The sequence below is a fragment of the Mucilaginibacter sp. P4_E8 genome (assembly GCF_056401495.1).
Map to the genome: position 1 here is coordinate 45,124 of NZ_JBFUJG010000015.1, position 25,980 is coordinate 71,103.

Genomic DNA, 25,980 nt, shown 5'->3' on the forward strand with positions numbered 1-25,980 from the left:
ATAGTTTGAATTTTATTTAAAATTCAAATGTTTCCATAAACTTGGTAGTAAAATTACCGGCGCGGAAGTTAGGGTCTTGCAGTAATTTAAGATGGAAAGGTATTGTTGTTTTTACACCTTCTATCACAAATTCGCTTAGAGCCCGTTCCATAGTACTTAGCGCCTCATCGCGGGTTTGCGCTACACATATCACCTTGGCTATCATGGAATCATAGTTAGGTGGTATTACGTAACCCGTGTACACATGGGTATCAATACGTACGCCATGGCCACCCGGCGAGTGGAAATTGGTTATTTTACCCGGTGAAGGGCGGAAATTATTGTAAGGGTCTTCGGCGTTGATACGGCACTCAATGGCATGCATGGTTGGCTCGTAGTTTTTGCCTGAAATAGGGATGCCCGCAGCAACTTTTATTTGCTCCTTGATCAGGTCAAAATTGATCACCTCTTCGGTAACCGGGTGCTCCACCTGGATACGGGTGTTCATTTCCATGAAATAGAAGTTACGGTCTTTATCAACCAAAAACTCTACAGTACCCGCACCTTCGTATTTAACGGCTTTTGCGCCTTTTATAGCAGCATCGCCCATTTTTTTACGGAGTTTTTCGGTCATGAAAGGTGATGGAGATTCTTCAACCAGTTTCTGGTGACGACGCTGTATAGAGCAATCGCGCTCAGAAAGGTGGCATACTTTACCATACTGGTCGCCTACCACCTGGATCTCGATGTGGCGCGGATCCTGAACATATTTCTCCAGGTAAAGGCCATCATTGCCAAATGCTGCACCAGATTCTGCACGGGCCGAATCCCAGGCGTTCTCAAACTCATCATCCTTCCAAACAATGCGCATACCGCGGCCACCACCACCGGCGGTAGCTTTTAATATGATAGGATAACCTATTTTGTTAGCTATCGCGATGCCTTGTTTCACATCAGTAAGTAATCCTTCTGATCCCGGAACAATAGGTACGCCGGCTTTCTTCATGGTTTCTTTTGCTGATGCCTTATCACCCATTTTATTGATCTGATCTGCAGTTGCACCAATGAACTTGATACCGTAATCGGCGCAGATGGCAGAGAATTTGGCGTTTTCAGACAAAAAGCCGTAACCCGGATGTATGGCATCGGCATTGGTAAGCTCGGCAGCCGAAATGATGTTAGGGATATTTAAGTAAGAATCGCGGCTTGGAGGGGGACCTATACAAACAGCTTCATCAGCAAAACGTACATGAAGGCTATCGCGGTCGGCAGTTGAATATACAGCTATGGTTTTAATACCCATCTCTTTGCAGGTACGGATAATTCGCAAGGCTATTTCGCCCCGGTTAGCTATTAATATTTTTTTAAACATCTTTTTTTGTAAGGATTACACTGATTTTTTTATGATTTCACCGATCAACTCGATTACTTACACCGATTGATTTTGATTTTACAGATATTAATTACAAAATCAGTCAAATCAAAATGTTGCTATCGGTGCAATCATCTTATAATCGGTGCAATCACTAACTAAATAGGTTCTACTAAAAATAAAGGCTGGTCGTACTCTACGGGTGATGCATTATCAACCAGTACTTTTACTATACGGCCCGAAACTTCTGATTCAATTTCATTGAAAAGTTTCATGGCTTCAATGATGCAAACCACGGAGCCGGTTTTTATCTCGTCGCCAACGTTTACAAACAAAGGTTTATCAGGACTCGCGGAGCGGTAAAAAGTACCGATCATTGGCGATTTGATGGTAAGATATTTGGAGGTATCCGGACCGGCAGGAACTACAGGCTCGGCAGCAGCGGCAGCAGCCAGGGGTAATGGTAAAGCAGCCGGAGCGGTTTGCGCGGGTATGGTTGCACTAATTACCTGCGGCTGTACCTCATTGGTTTTTATGGTGATCTTAAAATCTTTTTGCTCAATTGACACTTCGTTTACGCCCGATTTTGAAACAAAACGAATAAGGTCCTGAATTTGTTTAATATCCATACTTAGGGATTGATTGGTTTTGGATAAAGTTTATTATCTAAGTTTTATGATAATGTGCAAACTGGCAATATGCAAACGTGCATACCGCAAATGTGCAAATGTTTTTCAATGGTTTGTTGTCAAATGTACAGCTATGCAAATGTGCAAATGTTTTTTTATGATTTATCTATTAAGTAAGTAACATATTAAAATGAACAGATGTTTTATTTTTCTAATCGGCAAATCTGCACATTTGAAATTTGCACATTAAATAAAATCTGCAAATATCAATAGGCCCATTTTAAATAGATGGAACCCCAGGTAAACCCGCCACCAAATGCAGCTAAAATAAGGTTATCGCCTTTTTTAAATTTACTTTCCCACTCCCATAAGCAAAGTGGTATGGTGCCATTGGTAGTGTTACCATAGCGTTCAATATTTATGATCACTTTATCAGCGCTTAAGCCGGTACGGTTGGCTGTAGCATCAATAATGCGCTTATTGGCCTGGTGTGGTACCAGCCATGCAACATCATCGCCTGTAAGGTGGTTGCGTTCCATTACGTCATGTGCTACATCGGCCATATTGGTTACGGCAAATTTAAATACCGCAGGGCCTTCCTGGTAAGCAAAGTGCTCAAGGGCATCAACGGTTTCGTGCGATGCCGGTTTTACAGAACCACCTGCCTTTTGGTGTAAATAGGGTACACCTGAGCCATCGCTTTTAAGTATAGAGTCAATAACACCATTACCTTCGGCATTGGGCTCAAGCAATACAGCGCCGCAGCCGTCGCCAAAAATAATACAGGTAGCACGGTCATGGTAGTTGGTTATGGACGACATTTTATCGCCGCCAACCACTAAGACTTTTTTATGCTTACCTGTTTCAATAAATTGGGAACCGGTTACAAGCCCAAACAGAAAGCCTGAACATGCTGCCTGCAGATCATAACCCCAGGCGTTTTTGGCACCTATTTTATGGGCCAGGATATTTGCCGTAGCCGGAAATACCAGATCGGGCGTGGTGGTGCAAAAGATGATCAGGTCAAGTTCATCAGCGCCAATGCCTCGTTTTTTTAATAAACCTTGCACGGCCTGAACTGCCATATCAGATGTACCCAAGCCTTCGCCCTTTAATATACGGCGCTCCTTAATGCCAGTGCGGGTTACAATCCACTCGTCATTTGTGTCAACCAGTGTTTCAAGCTCCTGGTTAGTTAAAATATAGTCGGGAACGTAACCGTGTACAGCAGTAATAGCGGCATGAATTTTATTCATCTTTTATTTTTTTACTGAAAAGCTTGTTTAATTTTATCAACGAGGTTGCTCTCAACCATATTTCTTGATAAAAGAACCATGTTTTTGATAGCCTCAGGGCTTGAAATGCCATGACCTACAATTACAGGTGCATTTACGCCCAGAATAGGGCTGCCGCCATACTGCTCATAATTAAACCTGTCGAAAAATTCGTCTTTTAGCTGTTTCTTTAATGTTATAACATAGAACGACTCGGCAAGCTTTAATATTACATTGCCAGTAAAACCATCGCATACATAAACATCGGCAGTTTCGCTAAACAGGTCGCGTCCTTCAACGTTACCCACAAAGTTAAACAGTGATGTTTCTTTCATTAAAGGATAAGTAGCCTGGCAAAGGATGTTGCCCTTTTCTTCCTCCTCACCAATGTTCATGAGCGCAACACGCGGGTTATCAATATTATATACTGATTGCGCAAGCAAACTGCCAAGCACACCAAACTGAACCAAAACATCGGGTTTGCAATCGGCATTGGCACCTACATCCAACAAAATACCCAAACCTCCTTTAAGTTTGGGTACAATAGTAGTCATGGCCGGGCGTATAACACCCGGAATGGTTTTTACACTGAACATGGCACCAACCAACATAGCGCCGGTATTACCGGCCGATGAAAAAGCCTGAATATGGCCTTCTTTAAGCAGCTGAAAACCAACCGCAATACTTGAATTGGGTTTTTGAACAATGGCTTTAGTAGGGTGCTCGCCCATACCTATCACCTCGGTTGTATGTACAAACTCGAAATGATCGGGGCTCACATTATTTTCCTGAAGAATAGTCGCAGTAAGTTCTTTATCGCCAATAAGCACCAGTTTTTGGTCGGCAGCTAAAGCCTTATAAGCTTCGATTGCCCCTAAAACGGTTGCTTTGGGAGCAAAATCACCGCCCATAATATCTAAGCCAATCTTCATTTTCAGAAAATTAAACTTATGCTACTGCTGCTTTTTCTATCAGTAATTTACCGTTGTAGTAAACGTTACCATCAACAGTATAAGCTCTGTGCGGTAAGTGGATAGCACCGGTAGTTTGGCAAGTAGTTAAAGATGGCGCTACAGCTTTGTAGTGTGTTCTACGCTTATCTCTTCTTGATTTGGATATTTTACGTTTTGGATGTGGCATGATCCTGTTTTTTTGTTATTTATTTATTTTCTTGAGTACATCCCACCGTGGGTCTGTATGCTCACTTTGTTCGTCATTTGCCGAAAGGTTGTTTAACTTTTCAAGCATTTCTTTATCACAATATGAAGTGTTACCCTCATTGTTGCATACCGATATAAATGGCATGGCAACGTTTATGTATTCATATATTAACCCTGCAATATTGATCTCATGATCATTTTTGCTCAGGGTGATGATCTCATCATCTTCATCAATAACTTCGTCGCTAAATTTAGCGATCTGTTGTTCGGTTATATCCAGCGGTTGTGGATATTGTGCCAAACACCTGTCGCAATTAGCATCAACGGTGCCTTTAATTTGGAAATTCAGGATCAGCATTGTTTCCTGTTTGTCCAATTCTAAATGGCAGTGCAAGTTAGCCTTTTTAACAAGCGAATAGTCAAACTCGTCAAAAAAAGCATCATCTACAGTAAATTCAAACTGGTGTTTTCCCAGTTTAAGCCCTGTATAAGGAATCGAATATTTTCTAAGCGATTTCAATGAGCAACAATTAGCCCGCAAATGTATGGAAAAATACTACAATTGAAAAGTGTTTTTTTAATATTGATTTGAGGGAGGTAAAAGGCTAAGGGTGAAAGGGTAAAGGTAAATATTGAACACCGAATTTTGAATTTCGAATAATGAATGCTCAAATATATATCAAATATGAAGATATATTTCTAATCCCATATGTTTACTTCGCCGTTATGTTTTATTTGATGAGGCTGTTATCATTAAGCGGGATGCGTATATAAAGCTTATTACAAAGTGCCTGAAGGGTTTTATTGGATAGGGTGCTCTTGCCTGCAAGAAACAGATTTACATCGTCTTCACTAATAACTTTTGTGAAGTATGAAGGGAGCATTTCGAGCTCTTTCATTTTAAGTTTAATAACATCCAATATAGCCAGTCGCGGTAGCTCAATATTGTCGGCTTCATAATGTCTGATCAGTGGCAACAATAAAGCAAGCTCATCAAACTCAGGTGTATCCGGCCGTGCATCAAATATGGCGATTGCCTTGTTTAAAGCTTTTTCATATTCGGTTTTAGTTTTGAAATCCAGCTTACTAACTATATAACCCTCAATTTTAGATGGGAATATTTCCGGAGCTTTGCCTAAATGAACATCCGTAAGATCAACAGGTATACCTACAGCAACTTGGAGTGTTTCTTTGGTTTCGCTTAGATCAGCAACTTTAGCTTCTGCCTGGTTTGTGGCACGGCCCGGAATATCCGGAACCTGGAGTACAACAGTGGTTGTGACCACCTTCCGCTCCAAATCAGGGTATTGAATTTTCATCTTTTCAAACTCAGCTTGTTCATATTCAACAAGAACCTCTTTGGTACCCAACCAGGTAATATAACCGGTTTTAAGCCATGGATTAAAAATGTATTTAATCTGGTAATCGCCCCGGCCCAAACCAGAACAACAGGTAAGTATCCCCTCTATCGGTTGGCTTTCAATTTGCTTAAACATATTTTTGCCTTCCCGGTAAGGATATTCTTTAAGCCAGGTTAAAAAAGCGGTTTGAGCTTCGGGGTATTGCTGAATATAATCGGCTATTTTATTTTTGGTAATGAAGGTTATGGCCATCTATCTAAGTTACAAAGCTTAAAGCACAAAGCCAAAAGCGCAAAGCTTTTATTTGCTTTAAGCTTTTGGCATTTAGCTTTAGGCTATATCTTGAGCCTGATATTAATTTTATCAAGCAGTCCCGTTAACCAAACCATTACAAAGGCAAATACAATACATTTTATAAGTCCGCCGGTGCCCTGGCTTAAATATTCAGGATAACCAATGTTGGTCATTTCATATATAGGATAAAACAAAAACGGTATAATATAACAGGTAAAGGTATTGGTACCCGCAGGTTCAATGATCTTGAACCAGTTGTATTTATGTTTAAAATCAACCACAAAAATAAATATGGCGTACATGATCAGGCTTATACCTGTACAAATAAGCACCCATGAAGGGGTATCGCGTGCTTTTGAAATACCGCCGCTAAAATAGCGTACAATAAAGCCCATGTTAAACATAATGATGGCTATTAATATGAGCGCGGCCCATAGCAATTTAAGCTCGTTATTGACCTTAAGGCGCATGTACAGTACCGAGACAAATACCCCGGCCATAGTGAAAGCCTGCATGGCACCGTTGCCTGCTATCCATACATATTTTTGCAGGCCGCTTAAAAAATCAAGAAAACCAAAGTGAAAATCGATATTGAAGAACATGAAGAATATCCATGCGGTGGCCTGGATCCATAAATGGCCTTCTGAATAGTAGTATATAAGCGCGCAAACCAGGTATGACCAGCCAATGAGCCCCAGGATGCCCCACCAGGTAAAATGCAGCCAGGTATGGCCGGGGTCGTTGGTTTTATATAGTATGGACATAGCTATTAGCAAAACCACACCAAAGCCTTGCAACAGGTAGCGTTTAAGGTTGGTGGTTTCTTTACTATAATCTAAAAATATAAAGAAGAAGCTAAAGGTCACCAGGCTTTCCCAAACAGGTTTGGGCAAAATGGAAGTTACTTCATTGTAGGTTTCCATATTGGCATGAAAAAAGCCAATGAAAATTAATGCGAACGACCGGCTTACTATGCGCGATAATAATTTATAGTTACCACTCTTTAACCTGTTTTGAAATGCAAATGGTATGGATAAGCCTACAATAAATAAAAATGCGGGAAAAATGGTATCGGCAAGGCCTAAACCATCAACGTTTTCGCCAGCGTGTTTAAGCCAGATCGGGGTATTTGGAATGCCATCAAGGTCATTCACAAATATCATCAGGAACATCGTTACAGCGCGAAAAGCATCAATGGAGCGGACACGACTAAAAAAATCATTCATTAAAGTTGTAAATGCAATATACTAAGCAAATGTTTTAATCTAACGTTAATTAAATTGAAACATTATTATTACAGAGCACATTATTAATCCCGGTCGCGGCTCAGCTTGGTAAATATCAAAGGGTTTTCATTAAGCTCTAAAGTTTCGCGACGGTGCTTTACAATGTGAATGGCGGTAAATAATGCCTCGCGAAATGATATTTCTGAAGCCAGATTTTTGCCCGCTATGTCATAAGCGGTTCCATGATCAGGTGAGGTGCGTACAAAACTTAGGCCCGCTGTAAAGTTAACCCCCGATTCAAAGGCTATTTGTTTAAAAGGGATAAGTCCCTGGTCGTGATACATGGCCAGTACGGCATCAAATTGCAAATAAGTTCCGTTTGCAAAAAAGCCATCGGCCGGATAAGGGCCAAAAGCCAGTATATCATGGTTACGGGCTTCCTCAATAGCGGGTATAATGGTATCTTTTTCTTCGCTGCCAATAAGACCGTTATCACTGGCATGGGGGTTTAGGCCCAGTACCGCGATTTTGGGTTTGCGGATCCAAAAATCATTTTGCAGGCTATAGTTCATCAGTTTTAGCTTAGCCACTATTTTTTCGAGCGTGATGCTTTCTGCAACTTTAGCAATAGGGATATGCCCGGTAACCACACCAACGCGCAGGGTATCGCTCACCAAGAACATCAGTGATTCGGCAGCGCCATCGCGTTCCTGTAAATATTCGGTATGACCCGGAAAATTAAACTGATCGCTTTGTATATTGTCTTTGTTAATAGGTGCCGTGATCAGCGCATCAATATAGCCTTGCTTTAAATCAGCAGTAGCGCGCTCTAATGATAAAAAAGCGTACTTGCCACCGGTTTCGGTAACAATACCGGGTTCAATTTTTACATCCTCTTCCCAGCAATTGATCATGTTGGGTTTTTTATGCTGCGCCTGCGAAGGGTCGTTAATGACATGAAAATTAAGCTCATTAATATGGGTTGCACGGCGGTGAAACGAGGCCACTTTGGTATGGCCATAAACAATAGGTGTACAATATTCGTAAATGTGGTTATCAGCTAATGTTTTAAGGATTATCTCTAAACCAATACCATTTACATCACCTATGCTTATCCCAACTTTAATTTTTTCGCTCATTTTATTACTTATGATTGCACTGATCATATCGTGATTATACCGATAATAAACAATGGTTAAATTTATAACGATTACTTTGAAACTGTACGGTTTGGCTTAACCTTTTGCCTTTAACCCTTCAGTTTTTACCTGATTTTATACTGCAAATAAAAGATTTTAAGCTTATAGTTCCTGAATAAAGCACAAATATGCCTTAATTTGCTCAAATATTTGATTAATAATGACATTGGTAAGGGCAAAAAAACATTTAGGGCAACACTTTCTTACTGATAAAAATATAGCCGCTAAAATTGTGGACAGTCTGAGACCGGCCGACAGGTATCATCATGTGCTGGAGGTTGGGCCGGGCATGGGTATACTATCTGATTTTTTATTACAGAAAAAGGAATACGAGGTTTCGCTGATTGATATTGACGAAGAATCGTACCAGTACCTGCAAAAAAAATATCCGCAGCTGGGCAGTCGCCTGATCAATGCCGATTTTTTGGAGATGGATTTTAAAAGTGTGTTTAACGGGCCCTTTGCCATTATTGGAAACTTTCCCTATAACATATCATCACAAATACTTTTTAAGGTGCTTGATAACAGGCAGCAGGTGGTTGAGGTGGTAGGCATGTTTCAGAAAGAGGTAGCCGAACGCTGTTCGGCCAAACCGGGCAGTAAGGAATATGGAATATTGAGTGTGTTTTTACAGGCATACTATAAAGTAGAGTATTTATTTACGGTAAAAGCCGGGGTTTTTAATCCACCACCCAAGGTGCTTTCGGCAGTAATCCGGCTTACCCGTAACCAGGCCGAAGCGCTGAACTGTGACGAAAAACTGTTTTGGCAAATTGTAAAAGCTGGTTTTAACCAAAGGCGTAAAACCCTGCGTAATGCCATATCATCCCTCATCAACAAAGAAAAAATGACGGAGAATGCCACCCTTGATCTTCGCGCCGAGCGCCTGAGCGTTGATGATTTTGTGAGGCTGACTAATGAAGTGACGGCGAACAGGTAGTTGACCTGAAGACTGGCGAAGACTCACCCCGGCGTCGCTGCGCTCGCCGACCCTCTCTTCGCCTGCGGCGCAAAGAGGGTAAAAAAATAAGTTTGTCATGCTGAACATAGTGAAGCATCTATTATTCGATATGCATGTTGTTGAACAGATCCTTCGTTCCTCAGGATAACAATTAAAATGAAAAGCTTTTCAATTCCCTCTTTCCGCCACAGGCGAAGAGAGGGATGGCGAGCGAAGCAAAGCCAGGGTAAGTTAATCCGTTGTAAACACAACGGATTAACTTATCTGTATCACCACAGGCTCTTCATGCAGTTCCTTCATCGAATCGGCCATGCGTTTAATGAACAGGTAATTGGCGGTGCCTCCAATTACGGCGCCAACTACGGGTACCAATCTTTCGGCGGTACGTGTGCCTAATAGCATGAGCAGTTTTTCGGCAATGCCTTCCATCATGGTTTTGGATACAGCCACGCCAACCTCTACTTTAAGCGAGGTGGCTACCAGCAGCATGAACTCTTCGTAGCCTATATGGTAACTGCCCTTGTTATAGTACATAATAGCCATGGTAACCCTAAACTGCTGGGTTATCAGGTTTACAAAATCAAACGGGATACCTGCAACCAGGGTAACCATGCCGCCACTGCCCGATATAACACCTGATCCTGCCGCCATGTAAGCGCACTGGTTAATAAATTTATCGAGCCCCATGGTATCAACCCCTTTTTTGATCTTGAGCTGGTCTATATGGTCAAATACCTGCTCAAAGCCGTTGTTGGCCAATTTTTCGGCCCTCACTTTTATATCTGAACCAATTTTTTTAAATTTTATGAGTTTCATTGCCTGCTATTATTTGGTCAAAGGGAACAGAGCCCCGCAAACTATACAGTGCTATTCCCGTGCCAGTTTATAAAGGCTGACGGGTTGACGCTGTTGAACAAATATATTTAAAGCGTAAAAATTATTCAATATGATGCAACGCAGCTGCTAATAACCAGCGGTTTTGTAAATTCGCCCGTTAATAAAAAGTTAAATTGAAAAATAATATTCTTATTGTTGATGATATCCACCCCATATTTATGGAAATGGCAGCCGCCAAAGGTTATCATTGCGATTACAAGCCCCTTATAAAAGCCGATGAGGCCATGCAAATAATAGGCGGGTATGCTGGCCTGGTTATCCGCTCAAAATTTAAGGTTGATAAACTGGTATTGGATGCCGCTACAAACTTGCGCTTTGTGGCAAGGGCAGGTGCCGGTATGGATAATATTAATGAAGCCTATGCCGCCGAAAAGGGGATCAGCCTGATCAACGCGCCCGAAGGTAACTCAGATGCCGTTGGCGAACATGCCGTGGGATTACTATTATCCTTAATGAACAATTTAAATAAAGGTGATGCTGAAATACGAAACGGCAGTTGGCTGCGAGAGGCCAACCGTGGATATGAGCTTAAAGGTAAAACGGTAGGCATAATTGGTTATGGCCATATGGGGCATAGCTTTGCCCGCAAACTATCAGGTTTTCAGGTTGATGTTATTGCTTATGATAAATATAAAACCGGCTTTAGCGACAGGTATGCCCGTGAAGTAAGCATGGAAGATATTGTAAAGCACAGTGATGTACTGAGCCTGCACATCCCCCTAACACCCGAAACAAACGGTCTGGTTGATGATGAATACCTGTTCCACTTTAAAAAACCTATATTTTTGATCAACACCGCCCGTGGTAAAGCCGTTAAAACCAGCGCGGTATTGAATGCCATAAAACAAGGCAAAATTTTAGGCGCCGGATTGGATGTACTGGAGGTGGAGAAATTTCCGGCCCTGGGCGAGCAGGCCTGGTTTGATGAACTGCGCCAAAGCGGCAAGGTGATATTAAGCCCCCATGTGGCCGGCTGGACATTTGACTCGTACCGTAAACTAAGCGAGGTAATGGCGGAGAAGTTGATTTCCGTGATTTAGTAGTGAGTTGTTTTGAAAAATGATACTCAATTTAGTCAAAATCCTGATAATCCTTTAATCTGGTTAATCACGGTTCAGACAAAATCTACGGAATCACACCAATCATTTAAATCAACGGTCAGGAATCATGATAATCCTTTAATCCCATAAATCACGGTTCAGACAAAAGACGAATCCCGGTTCAGACAAAAAATCAGCGAAATCATAATAATCATTTCAATCAACGATCAAAAAATTTGGATATTAAAATTTAAATCACTTATCTTCGTTCAATACAAAAGCAAGACTATGTAGGCGCGGCCCATATAGTCTTGTTTGTTTTTATAGTCATTGCGTCCTTCTTAAAACAAGGGGGGCGGTTTTTTTTGGATGACTAAATGGAAATAAACTTTAAATAATTAAGTGTTATGGCAGAGGTATCATACTTTACCAAAGATGGTTTAGAAAAATTAAAGGAAGAATTACAAAGGTTAAAAACAACCGGACGCTCAGATATATCAAAAGCGATAGCTGAGGCCCGGGATAAAGGTGATTTATCGGAGAATGCAGAATATGATGCGGCAAAAGAAGCGCAGGGATTGCACGAAGCTAAAATAGCCCAGATGCAGGAAACCCTTGCCAATGCCCGTTTGCTTGATGAATCAAAGCTGGATGTATCAAAGGTGCTGGCCTTATCTATTGTTAAAATAAAAAACCTTAAAAACGGCGCCACCATGAGTTACCAACTGGTATCAGAAAGTGAAGCCGATATGAAAGCGGGTAAAATATCAGTGGCATCGCCTATTGCGAAAGGGTTGCTTGGCAAAAAGGTTGGTGAAACAACAGAGATCACCGTACCTGCCGGTAAAATTGAATTTGAAATACTGGAGATAAGCAGGTAGTTATTAGTGAATGGTTTTGAGTAATGAGTTTGTCTGAACCTTGATTAACCAGATTAAAGGATTTTTCAGATTTATTATTCAAAACCTAAACTCAATTTAAACCGATAACTCACAACTCGTCACTCAAAACACAAAAACAAATGACCATTTTTTCAAGAATAATAGCAGGCGAAATACCCGCGTATGTGGTAGCTGAAAGTAATGAGTTTTTGGCTTTTTTAGATATTAGTCCGCTGGCCGAAGGGCATGTGCTGGTGATACCTAAAAAGGAGGTTGATTATATATTTGACCTTGACGATGAAACGTATACCGGTTTGCAAATATTTGCTAAGATCGTGGCTACAGCCATAAAGAAAGCCATTCCGTGCAAAAAGGTTGGTGTTGCGGTAATAGGTCTTGAAGTACCTCATGCACATATCCACCTGATCCCCATGAACCAGGTAAATGACCTGAACTTTGCGCGACCCAAACTAAGTTTTACTCCCGAAGAACTGAGTGCTACAAGAGATAAGATCAAGGCTGCGCTGAAGGATTGATGTGCGGATGATTATTTCTGAAGTCACAGCCGGTGCTTACATACTAAAATTTAATAGTAAGCCTGCTTTTGAGGAAGGATCGGCAGATAATTTAAATCTTTATGATGCCATTTATGGAGAAAGTTGCGAGTATGGGTCTGATTCGATGTACGAAGTCTCCGTCTTTTTAGCGGATGATCTTTTAAAAAGGATCCTAATAAGAGCAAACGGTGGAGGAACAATTATTCATAAAACATCATTTGTGGTTGAAGCAGACCGCATGGTTATTTGTTGTTCTGATACGTTGTTTTGTTTGTCTTTGCCCAATTTGTCGTTGCTTTGGAACACAAAAGCAAATGGAGCATCCTGCTTTGAGATTTTTAAATATCAATCAGATTATATAGTACATGGCGAGCTGGAAATAACTCGTTTAAGTAAAAATGGCGATATAATTTGGCAGCAAAGTGGGGCTGATATATTTGTGACCCCGGGTAATTGCGAAAGCGATTTTATAGTTACTGCTGATTATATTTTAGCTGCCGATTGGGAAAACCGAAAGTACAAACTCGACTTTGATGGAAATATAATCCAATAAGGTGTCTTTAGCAAATCTGCTCAGCGCGATCCTTCGACAGGCTGACAGGATTTTTTCATCTGCACACCCGCACATCTGAAATCTGCACATCTATTAAACAATCCGCTTAGCATTATCCTTTACAAAAGTATCCCAGCCTGAGTATGATTTTTTACTGCCAGAGCCTGATTTGCTACCCGTAGTGATACGTTGAAAAGAGTGGCAAACGGCTACGGCCAGGCCGTCGGTGGCATCTAAAAAGTCGGGGGTTTCTTTAAAACTCAGCAAATTTTGCAGCATGGCGGCCACCTGCTCTTTAGTGGCATTACCATTACCGGTTATGGATTGCTTTATTTTTCGGGGGGCGTATTCGGTAATTTCTACATTGCGCGATAGTGCAGCGGCCATGGCTACGCCCTGCGCCCTGCCCAGCTTAAGCATAACCTGTATGTTTTTGCCATAAAAGGGAGCCTCAATAGCCAGGCAATCGGGGTGGTAATTATCAATAAGGGCTACGGTTTTTTCAAATATGCGCTGTAGTTTCAGCATATGGTCGTCCAGCTTCTCCATCTTCACTACGCCCAGGGCTATGAGCTCTATTTTTGGTCCGGTTTCTTTAACCAGGCCATAACCCATCACGGCCGTTCCCGGGTCGATGCCTAAAATTATACGTTCTTTGGTGTTTGCTTGCTGCACGCTTCAAAGGTAAATATATAGTAGCTAAAAGCCGAAGGCATAAAGCTTAAAGATTGTATGAATTTTTACCGGCAGGGATTCAGGAGCTTAACCCGGTTTTTAAAACAGTCATGTATTGTTCCCTGCTGATCATATTGGCGCCCATTGATTCCAAATGCTCTGTATGTACCTGGCAATCTATCAGTTCAAATTGCCCGCTTTGGCATAAGTGGATCAGCGCGGTTTTGGAAGCATTGCTTGCGCGACTAAACATACTTTCACCACAAAAAACATGACCAACCTGTACGCCATAAATACCCCCTACAAGTTCGTTATGTTCCCATACTTCAACAGAGTGCGCATGTCCTTCGGCATGGAGCTTATTATAAGCCGCTTTCATGTCATCGGTGATCCAGGTGCCGTCCTGGCCTTCGCGCGGGGCGGTGGAGCAGGCCGCGATCACGTCGTTAAAGCAGGTATCGGTAGTGATAATGAATTTACCAGAGCGTAGCACCTGCCGCATTGATTTGGATATTTTTAGCTCCTGCGGATACAGCACAAAACGCTCATGCGGCGAATACCACAGAATAGGGGTATCATCACTATACCAGGGGAATATGCCGTTTTGATAGGCCAGCAATAAGCGCTCGGTTGACAGGTCGCCGCCTACAGCCAAAAGCCCGTCTGGTTCGGCCAGAGCGGGCTCAGGAAATAGTAAACGTTCATCAAGCCTGAAAATCATAAGGGGCAAATTTACGCTTTGCGGCGTATCACCAGTTTTTTATTTTGCGCTTTGGCAACAGCATCCATATATACCTGCATTTCGGTGTATTTGGCTGCGGGTATGGCAAAGTTTTTTAGGTTGAATTTTGAGGTGCTTATTACCTGATTCTTAGCGGCATCATACTTGTAGTTTACCTCAAAGGTGCCATAGCTAAATTTTAGGCTTTGGTTAACCGGTAAAGTTTCCACTTCAAAACCGGCGGGCAAATCGATAGTGGTAACACAGGTTTTTAGCATAGGATTGTCAAAATAAAAATCGGTTTTTCGTTTATCCAATGCCGGAGCGGTGTATTGCCATATATCAAATACCCGTGGTTTGTAAAATTGCTTATCGCCCGATGCGATGTCGCAAAACTTATCATACTCCAAATCAATATCTACTTCCTTTACACCATCTTTATCTGTTGATGGTTTAAAATCAAAGACAGAAGGCTGTTTCATGCTCAGCATTCTTATTATGCGCTGCTTTTGTTCATCGATTTTTAGCGAAGCGATGCCAATATAAGTATCCCGGTAATCGCCGGTGCTTAATATTTTTAAATGTGCTTTTGCGCCACCATCGGCATCCAGTATCAGATGAACTTCGCTGTTAAACTGGTTATCTGTATCGGTACTTTTAGGGGTACTTACCAGTTTTCCGCCATCTTCTGTAACTATTAACGCGTTACGGTTTTCCGTAAATGTGCCCAATTTTCCAAAAGGCTGATTATTATCGGTACACTCAAGCCAAGTGGTATCACTTTTAAAGGGTACGCATAGTATTACATGGTTAAACGGGTCGCTTGGAAAGGCTGGGTCGGCCGGTTCCTGGTTAGTACCCGCGTTTATTACAGCATAGTAGGATGGTATATTGACCGCTTTTAACAAAGCATACATATAATTGGAAAGGGCTTTACAATCGCCATATTTTTTCTGATCAACAAATGTGGCCGGGAAAGGCTTTAAGCCACCGATGCCCAACTGGATACTCACATACCTTACATTTTTTTGCATGTACTCATATAAAAATCTGGCTTTCTCTTTATCAGTCTTAATATCGGCAGTCATTTTTTTTATCTCTTCAACTCTTTCCGGACTAAGCGTGCACACATCAGCGTTTAAAGCTTGCTGCCATTTACCGTAACCTTGCCAGGTACTTATATCGCCGGGTAAGCCATTGTATTGAAATGCATTTGTGGCAAACATGATCTTAGGGAAAACCTTCCATGATAAGGCATCATCTTCGGGTTTAATAGCTTTTAGGTTATTAACATGCCAGGTATATTTTTCATATTCGCCCTCGGTTCCTTTTTCCGGTTTTATTTTGGTGTTTTTATTCATGTACCTGAAACCAACTACCGGGTTAACCAAAACTTTATATTCTGCATTTTGAACAGACCGCTCGGCACTTTGAATGTGCCATTCGCCCAGGTCAAGATAACTATTTACACTTTGTTCAAAATTTATTTCAATGGTTGACGGATAGCCGGCGATTGTATGCTCAAGCCCTAATGATCGATAATCTGTAAGCGTAACATCATCAGAGGCCGAACGGTCATAAAAGTCGCTTTTATGATATTTTTTAATCATTAAACCAGCCGCATTATAAATCAACATTTCAATGCTGTTTATGCTGTTGAATTTTTTATCGTAACCTAAATACAATTCTGCCTCATTATTGCCTTTTTCATTTAAGACTGTAACAATGCTATGATACTTTCTGATCATTTTACCCGGAGCTTTTACCGTTATCTCGGTTGATGAATACCGTACTACGGCATTTGCATCCTGTTTCAAAGAATCGGGAATAGTTGATGCTATATACAGGTCCTTCGGGATACTTTTATCCTGGCTGTAGCTCTGGCTGCATAGTGTACATAAGGCTGCTACTGTAAATAGCAGCCTGTTATAGTTTTTAGTAAACATGGGTTTGTCAGGATTTTTTAAGTACAACCTGCTCGTTAAGCATGTCATACATCTTTTTACAAAATTCATGAAACTCGGCATAGTTCTCTTTAAAATACAGGGACTGCTTAAAATCAATGCTCAGCCTGATCATGACAGAGCCATCCTGCTCGGCCACTATACGCTTGAAAATAATGCTTTTATCGGGTATCATCATGCTGATGCTTTTGGGCATAGCATCAACCTTATACCCGGCCGGGAGTTTAAAAATGCCGGTTATGCTGTAATTATCGCGATAGCCAAAATCAATATCGGTAACCCGGTTCTCGTTTAAAAACGGGTTGGTTTTAAGATCAGTGAATAAGTTGGAGTTAAAGTAAATATAGTTATCATCGGCCCCTGTAAGGTCAAGGTTAAAGTCCATTTTTTGCCTTAAGGGCAGGGTATCAACATCCATGTTCTCAAACGTAACCGAGGCTATTTTCATGTTGTTATTATCATCGCGCAAAAAGTCGAGATATTTTTTTTCGCCATCGGTTTTATATTTCTTAACACAGTTTATGCGGTTGTAAGCAAAGCTGTTAATTTCGGCCGAGCCCGTCATTTTGCCTTCGGGTTTTATTTCTGCATTTATTAAAACTATTTGCCTTACGGGCTCCTTATCTTGTAAAAAGGCAAGGTCATAAACTTTATCGTCCTTATTAATATAGAAACCAAAGGAGTTTAAAAAGTTATTGGGTACCTGGTTATAGATGTTGTATTTGCTGGTGGCATCAAGTACATAATATTTATTACTGTCAACCGGGATATAAGCTACCGCGCTGTTAAACTGGTAAGAGCTTGGATAGGCGGGATTAATGCGGCCGTGTTTACGGGTGCTTACCARCATAGGGTATGCTTTTATGCCGGCCTTTTTTAACAGGTGTGCAAGTATCAGGTTTATTTCGGCGGAATTGCCAACCTTTTTTTCCCAGGCTTTTACCGTGCCATCATTAGCGTAACGGGCATATACATCATTCCATTTCAGGGAAGTTTTAACCTCATTAAAAATATAAGCTATTTTATCATCATCGGTTTTTAAGGTTTTGGCTTTATTGATGATGGCTTCTTCACCGTTAAGCTTCCGGTTTAACTGGCCGCCAAAATCCTCATCGTCGGCCCAGTTTTCGCCAACTTTTGTCCACGAATCCGAAAACGTTTGCGCAAACCCATTTGTAGGCCTTACACTTAACAACTGAAAAAGTATACGCTCGGAATTATCATCGCGGGCGCCCATAAATGGCTCATCGCGCAGTGATGGGATATTGGCCAGGGCCTGTGTATGTGTATTTGATGAGTTGGTTTTATCAATCACATAAGGGTAATGTATGTTCACCAGTCTTTTATAATACAATATATCCGGAATGTTAGTGCCCAACTCGCTGTAACGGGTTGGCAGATGGCTTTGAAAATACCAATCAGGAAAATCGGCTATGGATGCGGCCGTAAGGTGGTATTTGAACTCAATTACCGAACCTGGTTTTACGTTAGGGAACGAAAAAACCATGGCCGAATAGTATTTATCAACCACTTCGGTAAATATTTGCTTTTTATCAACTTTAACAATTTCAACAACCCCGTTGTTTAAGTTAATGGTTTGTGCCTGCAAACCGCTTATGTATTCGGACCGGTTGGCACTATAATACACAATGCGGATATTGGCCTCAGATTTGCCATTATCATTAAAAATTTTAATGCGTTTATGCCGGTCTGTTACAATGTTGTAGTTTTGATCAAAGTAAACATTACCCTTGTCAAAAAGGATCTCGGCATTGGCGTCCTTTTCAAAATCGCAGGCTTTTAATTCCAGATCGGCGTTATCAATTTTTCCAAAGGCTTGCGCGGTGGGTGCAGCGGCAGGTGTTTGCGCTTTGGCGGTAAACGCCAATGACCCCACAAAAAGTAGAGTAAAAATTTTATTCATGTGATAAGGTTTTATGAATTAGTTTAAATTAACATACAAATATGAAAATAAAAAAAACAATTTTATTTAATAATTGTATATGTCGGTTTTGCGGCAAAAGCGCTGGCTTTTTATAAGCGATGTTTGCTTCTTTTTTCAGTTTTGCTTTTTACAATGGCTTGTGATCATTTATACCCCGCCACGTAAATAAGGATATTAATTTATATATTGCTTATGTGTTGTAACTTTGGCACCGAAATTAAAGCCGGCGCGTAATTATATGCCATTTATTAAACTGGCACTTTGATTGATAAAGAATAGTTAATGAAACAAAAATTTTATGATACTGCTGTGAAGCAGGAAAAAGCTGTTTTGGTTGGTGTAATGACACCGCACGAAACCGAAGAGCAGGAGAAGGAATATTTAGAGGAGCTGGAGTTTTTGGTGGCTACTGCCGGTGGCGAAACCGTTAAAAGCTTTACCCAAAAACTGCAACGGCCAGACAGGGCTACTTTTGTGGGCTCGGGTAAACTGGAAGATATTAAAGCTTTTGTAATTGAAGAAGAGATTGACATGGTGGTTTTTGACGACGAACTGTCGCCATCACAACTGCGTAATATTGAGCGGGAGCTACAAGTAAAAATATTGGACCGCAATAACCTGATACTGGATATTTTTGCCAACCGGGCACAAACCGCGCAGGCTAAAACCCAGGTTGAGCTGGCGCAGCTGCAATACTTGTTACCCCGCCTTACCCGTTTATGGACCCACTTAGAGCGCCAGAAGGGTGGTATTGGTATGCGTGGTCCGGGTGAATCGCAAATTGAGACAGACAGGCGTTTGATCCTGAATAAAATAGCGCTGCTTAAAGAAAGACTAAAGCTGATTGATAAACAGAATGAAACACAGCGCAAAAACAGGACCCAGATGGTGCGTGCCGCTTTGGTAGGTTATACCAACGTAGGTAAATCGACCATTATGAACATGATATCAAAATCTGATGTGTTTGCCGAAAATAAACTTTTTGCCACCCTGGATACCACGGTGCGCAAGGTAGTGATTGAGAATGTGCCTTTCCTGTTGTCAGACACGGTTGGGTTTATCCGCAAACTGCCCCATCATTTGGTGGAGTGTTTTAAATCGACCCTGGACGAGGTACGTGAGGCTGATATACTGGTACACGTGGTTGATATTTCGCACCCTAATTTTGAAGATCAGATACGTACCGTTAATGAAACCCTGAAAGATATTGGCGCCATTGATAAAAAGATGATCACCGTATTTAATAAGATAGATGCTTTTAAACCCGAACAGCACCAGCTTGAGCAGCAAGCCGAACCGCTTACTTTAGAAGATTTTAAACATAGCTGGATGGCTAAGAACAATAGTCCGGCTATATTTATTTCGGCCACAAAAAGAGAAAATGTTGACGAATTTAGGGATCTGCTGTATGAGGAAGTAAAGGCTATCCATACAGAAAGGTATCCGTATGATCAGTTATTGTATTGAGCCCCCCAGCCCCCTAAAGGGGAGTTTGATTAGCAAATGATACTTTATTGTCATGCCGAACTTGTTTCGGCATCTCACAAGCAAGATCATACATACTGATTAATTGTGTGGTGGGATCCTGAAACAAGTTCAGGATGACAGTGGTAAGAAGTAAAATAAAAGAGATGCATATAATGCATCTCTTTTATTTTTTCAGGGTTTTGATGTCTGCAATTACGTTATCTAAAAGCATATTAAATTGTTGTGGCTTTTCAATCATCGGGAAATGCCCGGTGGCATGAATGTACAATAATTTGTATGGGATTTTATTTGCTGCTAAATGGGTAGTATCAGTAGGTTCCACATCGCTGTTGATGAGGTATAATTTAGTTTTTGCTGCCTTTAATTTTGTCACCTCGTTAAAATCATCATTAGGTTCCATACAGGCTGCAGCAATAACGGTATCAACATGGGTCACATCATTAAGCACTCTTTTTTTAACAGCCGCGGTAGTTGTAGAATAAAAAAGAGCTTGATTAAAATAATCAAAAGCTATTTTTTTGAAGTGATGTTTTAATGAATCTATCGCGGCTGCATATTCTTTTTTTGCCTGCTCGGTTTGTACCTCATCTTTCCCAACATTTTTAAAAATATCAACTACTACCAGGCCAATCACCTGTTTAGGATTATCAACAGCAGCTTGCAATACCACATCGCCCGACATGGAGTGGCCAACCAGGATCACTTTCTTCAGCTTTAATTGCTTGATCACCGAATCAACGTCCCTGCTAAATGCCCGGGTGTTCCATTGACTGCGATTTTTACCCGATTGACCAAAGCCGGGCAGGTCAATAGCCACAACCCGGTATCTTTTACCAAAATAAGCAGCCTGGCTGGCCCAGTATGATTTGTTAATGCACCAGCCATGTACAAACAGGAGGGTAGTATCATTTCTGCCGGTGTCGGTATAAGCTATATTGACACCATCATTATGCACCGCGATTTTGGCACCGGTATTTGTTGCTGAACTTTGAGATGTGTTGTTGCAGGAAACTATGACTCCTGATAAAACTATACCCGTTAACAGATACAATAATATTTTCATGATAAGTGCTGATTAACTACCGCAACATACCATAGTTTTTGCTAATAAGCTGATCGTCAATGCGTATTTAACTTTATTTAACAAATTGTTATTCTGCTAAGCCCGGCATGCTGAGCGAAGCGAAAAATCTGTTTTCGATAGATATACCGGCGAGTAGATCCTTCACTCCGTTCAGGATGACAGGGCAAAACTTTGATCACACTGTAATATTTGCAAGCAACTCTTCCAGGCGTTCGTGCGAATCATTAACTCCTCTTTCCATGCCAGACTGCAGCATGCCATCGCGGTCTGCAACCGATTGAAAAACAGATTGTATAGTTACTCTTGTCCGGTCGCTTGGCAAAGGCTCAAATCGTGCGGTTTCTAATACTACGTGTCCTTTTTCCGGCAAACCTTCAAACTCAAATGTTTGGATAATTCGCTCCGGGGCTGTACACTCATGGCAAACGCCATGAAAGCCATAGTCGTTTCCAGCAGGGTCGGTATGAATATAGCGGTATGAGCCGCCCGGTCTGGCGTCAAATTTTTCAATCCGCATTTTAAGCTCGTGTGGCCCCAGCCATTGTATTACCAGTTCAGGGTCTGTAAAAGCCTTAAAAACAAGTTCGCGCGGGGCTTCAAATTCGCGGGTGATAAATATTTCCTGCCTGCCCGGTTGGGCGGCGATGGTAGTTTTATTTTTTAATGACATGGCTATATTGTTTAATGTTTCATTTTACTCATATCCATATGTAATACATTCCAGCGATGGCCGTCAGGATCTGTAAAGCCGCAGCTATACATCCAGCCCTGATGCTCGCCCGGTTGCCCGAAAACTATTCCACCAGCAGCTGCAGCTTTCCTGGCCAGTTCGTCCACTTCCTCCCGGCTTTCCGCATCAACAGACATTAAAACTTCTGTACCCTGTTTAGTATCAGTAAGCTCGTTGCCGGTGCAGGTTTTAAAAAAATCTTCCTCAAAAAGCATGACCACTATACCACCAACAGATAGTGCAGCCGAAGTATCGGTATTGCCCGGGTCTTCCTTAAATGAAAACCCCAGATTGGTAAAAAAATCCTTTGACCGATTAATATTCTTCACCGGTAAATTAAGCCAAAATTGTTTTGTCATTGTTTTATGTATTAATTGTTGCGCTATTCTTATTCAGTGTTTTATCGCTTTTTGTTATTTGTTTTTATTTTTTAATTGTTCTAACAGATCATCCATTTTGTCAAATCTTTCTTCCCAGCCTTTTCTGTATTGTTCAAGCCATTGGGCCACTTCATTCAGTGGTTGCAATTTGGCCTCGCAGTACCGTTCCCGGCCATTTTTTTTGATGTTGATAAGACCACATTCAATCAAAATTTTAATATGCTGGGATATAGCCGGCCGGCTTACATCAAAATTTTCGGCAATGGCATTCAGGTTTAAAGGCTGATGAGCGATCAGGTTAATGATCTGCCTGCGTGTTGGGTCGGCTATGGCCTGGAATGCGTCTCTTCTGGTGCTGGTCATGATGTGTAAGTGTTTGCTTACTCAAATATATATGTAAGCATTCGCTTACACAAATTTAATTGAAAAAAAAATTTTGAATGCTATTTGATTAGAGAAAGATTAAAAGGCGTTGTTTGCACGGAGAGGGAGGGGATAAAAAAAATGCGTCGTTGCGAGGTACGAAGCAATCTCTACATAGGCAGATAAATTATATACTTTTCAATGTGCCCTGTATAGCATAGAGATTGCTTCGTACCTCGCAATGACGCGTTGGGGTATCATCATGCGATCACGAACGGCTTTAATACATTATTAAGCTTCTTTAGTGGGCAAGGGAAGTTAAAAACAGCTCTTCTTTTATAGCCGGAATGGTTTGATTGGCCAACGCGGTATCAAAAAGCAGCTTAATGGCTTTGCGGCCTTCATCGCCCAAATCAACAGAGTATTTGTTTACATACAACTCAATATGTTTATACATCACTTCTTCGCTCATTTCCTGAGCGTGTGAGCGGATGAACCCCAGGCCGGATTTAGGGTTGGCAAAAGCAAACTCAACAGATTTGCGTAACACCCGGTTTAATTTATGCTGAACATCAACAGGCAGGCTGCGATTGACCACAATACCGCCCAGTGGAATAGCGCAGCCGGTTTGTTTTTCCCAGTAATCGCCCAGGTCAAGGATCTTTTTAAGACCTTTGTCCTGGTAGGTGAAACGGTTTTCGTGGATGATCAGACCAATATCAACGCGACCCTCCAGCACAGCATCTTCAATATCCGAAAAAACAAGCTCCACCTTATTGGTAGCATTAGGGAAAGCGTTGCCTAATAAAAAATTAGCGGTTGTATATTTACCGGGAATCCCGATTAGCGGTTGCGGGTTGCCGGTTTCGAGTTGCGTAAGTAGTTTTTCGGGGTTGTCTTTACAGATCAGCATCGGACCCACACCAAAGCCCAGGGCGCTGCCCGCGTCAAGCAGTACATATTTATGGGCCACGTAGGCAAAGGCATGGTAACTTAGTTTGGTAACATCCAGCTCGCCGCGAAACGCTTTTTGATTAAGGGTTTCCACATCATCATAAAAAACCTCAAACTCCAGGCCTTCGGTATCAATTTTATGATGTATCAGCGCGTCGAAAATAAAAGTATCATTAGGGCAGGGCGAAAACCCGAGTGTTAGTTTCATAAGTGTATGTGTTGCGGGGTTCGTGTTGCGGGGAGCGTGGTTTGTTTGTCATGTTATACTCCCGGTCAACACGAACCCCGATCCCCACAACACGAACCTCAATTAATTATTAATGATCCGGCTAACCAGTTCAATGGCAAAGTTATTCAGATTTTTGATGGCCAGCTGTATATCCCAATTGTCGCGGTTACGTTTTTCTACATAATTTGACACTGCCCTGATCTGGACGCATGGCACATTAAATTGGCGACAGGCATAAAAAAAGGCGGCGCCTTCCATGGTTTCTATTTGCGGGTTTAAGCGTCCCTGTACTTTTTTAATGGATTCCTCATTGCCGTGCACGGTATTTACGGTAATGGCCTTTGCTTTTGTCAGGTAAAGGCTATTGCAAATATTCTCAAGCGTAGTTGTGGGTTTAAAGGTGTTTTCGCCAAAGCCAAGCGTGGTAATAGGTATAAATTCCTGGTCATCTTCGGCCCCCGTTTCAGCAAAAGTATCTTCGGTTATTTCAACTACGTAGCCCGGGGTAATTTCCCTGTCGAAACTGCCGGCTATGCCCAGGTTAATCACCAGGTGGTATTTATGCATGTTAAACTGCCGCCCCAGGGCAAAGGCGGTAGGTACCATACCTGCACCGGTTATCAATATATCAAGCTGGTTGCCAAAACTATTGGCTAAAGGTTCAACTTCAAAAGCGGTGGCCGCAACTATTAATATATGCATATTGCTTTTTTTTGATACTTAGCCTCACTTAAATAGCGAAGCCTTCATGAGCACTAATAAATATAAATAGCGAATAATCCTCTCCAAATAAGAGGACTTTAACTTCGCAATTTTGAACCCTCTCCTTTGGAGAGGGCAGGGTGAGGCCAAGTATTGCTTTTTTTTGACTGCTAAGATAAAACAACTCACCTATTTTTGTTTTGTATATTTGCACCCACGATTATTATGATGATACATATAACGCGCAAAGAACATTTTAATGCCGCTCACCGGATGTACCGTGAGGAATGGAGCGCTGAAAAAAACAATGAGGTATTTGGCAAATGCGCCAACCCTAACTGGCATGGGCATAACTACAACCTGTTTGTAACCGTTAAAGGCGAAGTTACGCACGCGACAGGCTATTTGATTGATCTGAAAGAGCTTAAGATCATCATTAACGATTACGTTATTGAAAAGCTTGACCATAAGAACATCAATAAGGATGTTGATTTTATGGAAGGCAAAATGGCATCGACAGAACTGTTGTGTATTGAGATATTTAACCAGCTTAAAGCGCCCATTGAAGCGTATGAGGGTGTTTTTTTACACTCGGTTAAACTGTATGAAACTGAAAACAATTCCGCGGAATACTTCGGCGGATAATTTTATAAAATGAACAACGACCACATTCCAGCCCGCGACGACGATGACGATGATATGTATGGTTACACCAAGGTTGACAGGTACAATCCCGAACTGATCGATAACCTGTCAAACCACTATCATGGCGTTTTAAAACAAATTGGTGAAAACCCCAACCGCGAGGGCTTATTAAAAACCCCCGAACGTATGGCCAAGGCCATGCTATATCTTACCCACGGCTATGATCTTGATGCCAAAGAGATCATGAACTCGGCTATGTTTAAAGAGGAGTACAGCCAGATGGTGATAGTTAAGGATATTGAAGTGTACTCTATGTGCGAGCACCACATGCTACCGTTTTTTGGTAAAGCGCATATTGCCTATATCCCCAACGGCTATGTAGTTGGTCTAAGCAAAATACCACGTATAGTTGATGTTTTCGCCCGTCGCCTGCAGGTACAGGAACGCCTCACCAATGAGATCCGTGATTGTATACAGGATACACTAAACCCCATTGGAGTAGGTGTGGTTATTGAGTGCCGCCATTTGTGCATGAGCATGCGCGGTGTACAAAAGCAAAATTCAGTAACTACCACGTCGGCATTTACCGGCGAGTTTTTAAAGGAAAAAACCCGTACGGAATTTTTAAATTTGATATCGGCAAAATTAGGCTAAGCCTCCAGGCCCCATGAAGGGGGAGCGTAAGGGATAATAAACTAAATTATAAACAATTAACAA

General features: G+C 41.6%; 28 protein-coding genes. 8 read left to right on the top strand and 20 right to left on the bottom strand.

Going from position 1 to position 25,980, the window contains the following annotated elements; translation table 11 throughout:
- Positions 1 to 16: 16 nt before the first annotated feature.
- The 9 genes from accC to pdxA all read right to left on the bottom strand — a co-directional run bounded on the left by accC (position 17) and on the right by pdxA (position 8,434).
- Positions 17 to 1,351, bottom strand: coding sequence for an acetyl-CoA carboxylase biotin carboxylase subunit (accC, locus tag AC1DRQ_RS09120; RefSeq protein ID WP_429399660.1), 1,335 nt, complete (start codon positions 1,349 to 1,351; stop codon positions 17 to 19).
- A 158-nt stretch (positions 1,352 to 1,509) separates the two neighbouring features.
- On the bottom strand, positions 1,510 to 1,980 hold the full coding sequence (accB, locus tag AC1DRQ_RS09125; RefSeq protein ID WP_429399661.1) for an acetyl-CoA carboxylase biotin carboxyl carrier protein: 471 nt from the start codon (positions 1,978 to 1,980) through the stop codon (positions 1,510 to 1,512).
- A 266-nt stretch (positions 1,981 to 2,246) separates the two neighbouring features.
- Positions 2,247 to 3,236 (bottom strand): beta-ketoacyl-ACP synthase III, encoded by a 990-nt coding sequence (locus AC1DRQ_RS09130; protein ID WP_477423798.1) that lies wholly within the window; start codon positions 3,234 to 3,236, stop codon positions 2,247 to 2,249.
- Positions 3,237 to 3,247: 11 nt separating this feature from the next.
- On the bottom strand, positions 3,248 to 4,186 hold the full coding sequence (gene plsX / locus AC1DRQ_RS09135; RefSeq protein WP_429399663.1) for a phosphate acyltransferase PlsX: 939 nt from the start codon (positions 4,184 to 4,186) through the stop codon (positions 3,248 to 3,250).
- Between the two features lie 16 nt (positions 4,187 to 4,202).
- Entirely contained in the window at positions 4,203 to 4,394 is a 192-nt protein-coding gene (rpmF, locus tag AC1DRQ_RS09140) for a 50S ribosomal protein L32 (RefSeq protein WP_183568123.1), read from the bottom strand.
- Positions 4,395 to 4,409: 15 nt separating this feature from the next.
- Positions 4,410 to 4,934 (bottom strand): YceD family protein, encoded by a 525-nt coding sequence (locus tag AC1DRQ_RS09145; protein ID WP_429399664.1) that lies wholly within the window; start codon positions 4,932 to 4,934, stop codon positions 4,410 to 4,412.
- A 211-nt stretch (positions 4,935 to 5,145) separates the two neighbouring features.
- Entirely contained in the window at positions 5,146 to 6,027 is an 882-nt protein-coding gene (locus tag AC1DRQ_RS09150; protein WP_477423800.1) for a hypothetical protein, read from the bottom strand.
- A gap of 83 nt (positions 6,028 to 6,110) precedes the next feature.
- On the bottom strand, positions 6,111 to 7,295 hold the full coding sequence (locus tag AC1DRQ_RS09155; protein WP_429399666.1) for a DUF5009 domain-containing protein: 1,185 nt from the start codon (positions 7,293 to 7,295) through the stop codon (positions 6,111 to 6,113).
- 83 nt (positions 7,296 to 7,378) lie between these two features.
- Positions 7,379 to 8,434 (bottom strand): 4-hydroxythreonine-4-phosphate dehydrogenase PdxA, encoded by a 1,056-nt coding sequence (pdxA, locus tag AC1DRQ_RS09160; protein ID WP_477423801.1) that lies wholly within the window; start codon positions 8,432 to 8,434, stop codon positions 7,379 to 7,381.
- Between the two features lie 220 nt (positions 8,435 to 8,654).
- On the opposite strand from pdxA, the gene rsmA reads away from it, so the two are divergent.
- Positions 8,655 to 9,434, top strand: a complete 780-nt coding sequence (gene rsmA, locus AC1DRQ_RS09165) for a 16S rRNA (adenine(1518)-N(6)/adenine(1519)-N(6))-dimethyltransferase RsmA (protein WP_477423803.1) — start codon at positions 8,655 to 8,657, stop codon at positions 9,432 to 9,434.
- A gap of 276 nt (positions 9,435 to 9,710) precedes the next feature.
- On the opposite strand, the gene AC1DRQ_RS09170 is transcribed toward rsmA, so the two are convergent.
- Positions 9,711 to 10,271, bottom strand: coding sequence for a hypothetical protein (locus tag AC1DRQ_RS09170; RefSeq protein WP_477423804.1), 561 nt, complete (start codon positions 10,269 to 10,271; stop codon positions 9,711 to 9,713).
- A 194-nt stretch (positions 10,272 to 10,465) separates the two neighbouring features.
- Between AC1DRQ_RS09170 and AC1DRQ_RS09175 the strand changes: the two genes are divergently transcribed.
- From AC1DRQ_RS09175 to AC1DRQ_RS09190, 4 genes are all read left to right on the top strand, one after another.
- Complete coding sequence (locus AC1DRQ_RS09175) at positions 10,466 to 11,392, top strand: NAD(P)-dependent oxidoreductase (protein ID WP_477423806.1); 927 nt, start codon at positions 10,466 to 10,468, stop codon at positions 11,390 to 11,392.
- A 407-nt stretch (positions 11,393 to 11,799) separates the two neighbouring features.
- Positions 11,800 to 12,273, top strand: coding sequence for a transcription elongation factor GreA (greA, locus tag AC1DRQ_RS09180; protein ID WP_429399671.1), 474 nt, complete (start codon positions 11,800 to 11,802; stop codon positions 12,271 to 12,273).
- Between the two features lie 140 nt (positions 12,274 to 12,413).
- Complete coding sequence (locus tag AC1DRQ_RS09185) at positions 12,414 to 12,809, top strand: HIT family protein (RefSeq protein WP_477423807.1); 396 nt, start codon at positions 12,414 to 12,416, stop codon at positions 12,807 to 12,809.
- A 7-nt stretch (positions 12,810 to 12,816) separates the two neighbouring features.
- Positions 12,817 to 13,383 carry a hypothetical protein gene (locus AC1DRQ_RS09190; RefSeq protein WP_477423809.1) on the top strand — a complete coding sequence of 189 codons (567 nt, stop codon included), beginning with the start codon at positions 12,817 to 12,819 and terminating at the stop codon, positions 13,381 to 13,383.
- Positions 13,384 to 13,476: 93 nt separating this feature from the next.
- Here the strand turns inward: AC1DRQ_RS09190 and ruvC are convergent, their stop codons facing one another.
- From ruvC to AC1DRQ_RS09210, 4 genes are all read right to left on the bottom strand, one after another.
- Positions 13,477 to 14,058 (bottom strand): crossover junction endodeoxyribonuclease RuvC, encoded by a 582-nt coding sequence (ruvC, locus tag AC1DRQ_RS09195; protein ID WP_477423811.1) that lies wholly within the window; start codon positions 14,056 to 14,058, stop codon positions 13,477 to 13,479.
- Between the two features lie 79 nt (positions 14,059 to 14,137).
- Complete coding sequence (aat, locus tag AC1DRQ_RS09200; protein ID WP_477423813.1) at positions 14,138 to 14,779, bottom strand: leucyl/phenylalanyl-tRNA--protein transferase; 642 nt, start codon at positions 14,777 to 14,779, stop codon at positions 14,138 to 14,140.
- Positions 14,780 to 14,790: 11 nt separating this feature from the next.
- Positions 14,791 to 16,725, bottom strand: coding sequence for a DUF3857 domain-containing transglutaminase family protein (locus tag AC1DRQ_RS09205; protein ID WP_477423815.1), 1,935 nt, complete (start codon positions 16,723 to 16,725; stop codon positions 14,791 to 14,793).
- Between the two features lie 7 nt (positions 16,726 to 16,732).
- Positions 16,733 to 18,667, bottom strand: coding sequence for a DUF3857 domain-containing protein (locus tag AC1DRQ_RS09210; RefSeq protein ID WP_477423817.1), 1,935 nt, complete (start codon positions 18,665 to 18,667; stop codon positions 16,733 to 16,735).
- Between the two features lie 303 nt (positions 18,668 to 18,970).
- On the opposite strand from AC1DRQ_RS09210, the gene hflX reads away from it, so the two are divergent.
- Positions 18,971 to 20,155 carry a GTPase HflX gene (gene hflX / locus AC1DRQ_RS09215; protein ID WP_429399676.1) on the top strand — a complete coding sequence of 395 codons (1,185 nt, stop codon included), beginning with the start codon at positions 18,971 to 18,973 and terminating at the stop codon, positions 20,153 to 20,155.
- A gap of 184 nt (positions 20,156 to 20,339) precedes the next feature.
- Here hflX and AC1DRQ_RS09220 read toward each other — a convergent pair whose 3' ends face one another.
- The 6 genes from AC1DRQ_RS09220 to mqnB form a co-directional block, all read right to left on the bottom strand.
- Positions 20,340 to 21,239: an alpha/beta fold hydrolase gene (locus AC1DRQ_RS09220; protein ID WP_477423818.1), complete on the bottom strand. Its 900-nt coding sequence runs from the start codon at positions 21,237 to 21,239 to the stop codon at positions 20,340 to 20,342.
- Positions 21,240 to 21,435: 196 nt separating this feature from the next.
- Positions 21,436 to 21,930, bottom strand: a complete 495-nt coding sequence (locus AC1DRQ_RS09225) for an SRPBCC family protein (RefSeq protein ID WP_477423820.1) — start codon at positions 21,928 to 21,930, stop codon at positions 21,436 to 21,438.
- Positions 21,931 to 21,941: 11 nt separating this feature from the next.
- Positions 21,942 to 22,349 (bottom strand): VOC family protein, encoded by a 408-nt coding sequence (locus AC1DRQ_RS09230; protein WP_477423822.1) that lies wholly within the window; start codon positions 22,347 to 22,349, stop codon positions 21,942 to 21,944.
- Between the two features lie 54 nt (positions 22,350 to 22,403).
- The gene (locus AC1DRQ_RS09235) at positions 22,404 to 22,733 is read right to left on the bottom strand and encodes an ArsR/SmtB family transcription factor (protein WP_429399680.1); all 330 of its coding nucleotides are present in this window, start codon (positions 22,731 to 22,733) and stop codon (positions 22,404 to 22,406) included.
- 301 nt (positions 22,734 to 23,034) lie between these two features.
- Entirely contained in the window at positions 23,035 to 23,895 is an 861-nt protein-coding gene (locus AC1DRQ_RS09240) for a menaquinone biosynthesis family protein (RefSeq protein WP_429399681.1), read from the bottom strand.
- A gap of 102 nt (positions 23,896 to 23,997) precedes the next feature.
- Complete coding sequence (gene mqnB, locus AC1DRQ_RS09245; protein WP_477423825.1) at positions 23,998 to 24,618, bottom strand: futalosine hydrolase; 621 nt, start codon at positions 24,616 to 24,618, stop codon at positions 23,998 to 24,000.
- A gap of 228 nt (positions 24,619 to 24,846) precedes the next feature.
- Between mqnB and AC1DRQ_RS09250 the strand changes: the two genes are divergently transcribed.
- Positions 24,847 to 25,263: a 6-pyruvoyl trahydropterin synthase family protein gene (locus tag AC1DRQ_RS09250; RefSeq protein ID WP_429399876.1), complete on the top strand. Its 417-nt coding sequence runs from the start codon at positions 24,847 to 24,849 to the stop codon at positions 25,261 to 25,263.
- A gap of 9 nt (positions 25,264 to 25,272) precedes the next feature.
- A complete protein-coding gene (gene folE / locus AC1DRQ_RS09255) occupies positions 25,273 to 25,917 on the top strand; it encodes a GTP cyclohydrolase I FolE (RefSeq protein ID WP_429399683.1) in 645 nt (214 codons plus the stop codon).
- The last annotated feature ends 63 nt before the right edge of the window (positions 25,918 to 25,980 follow it).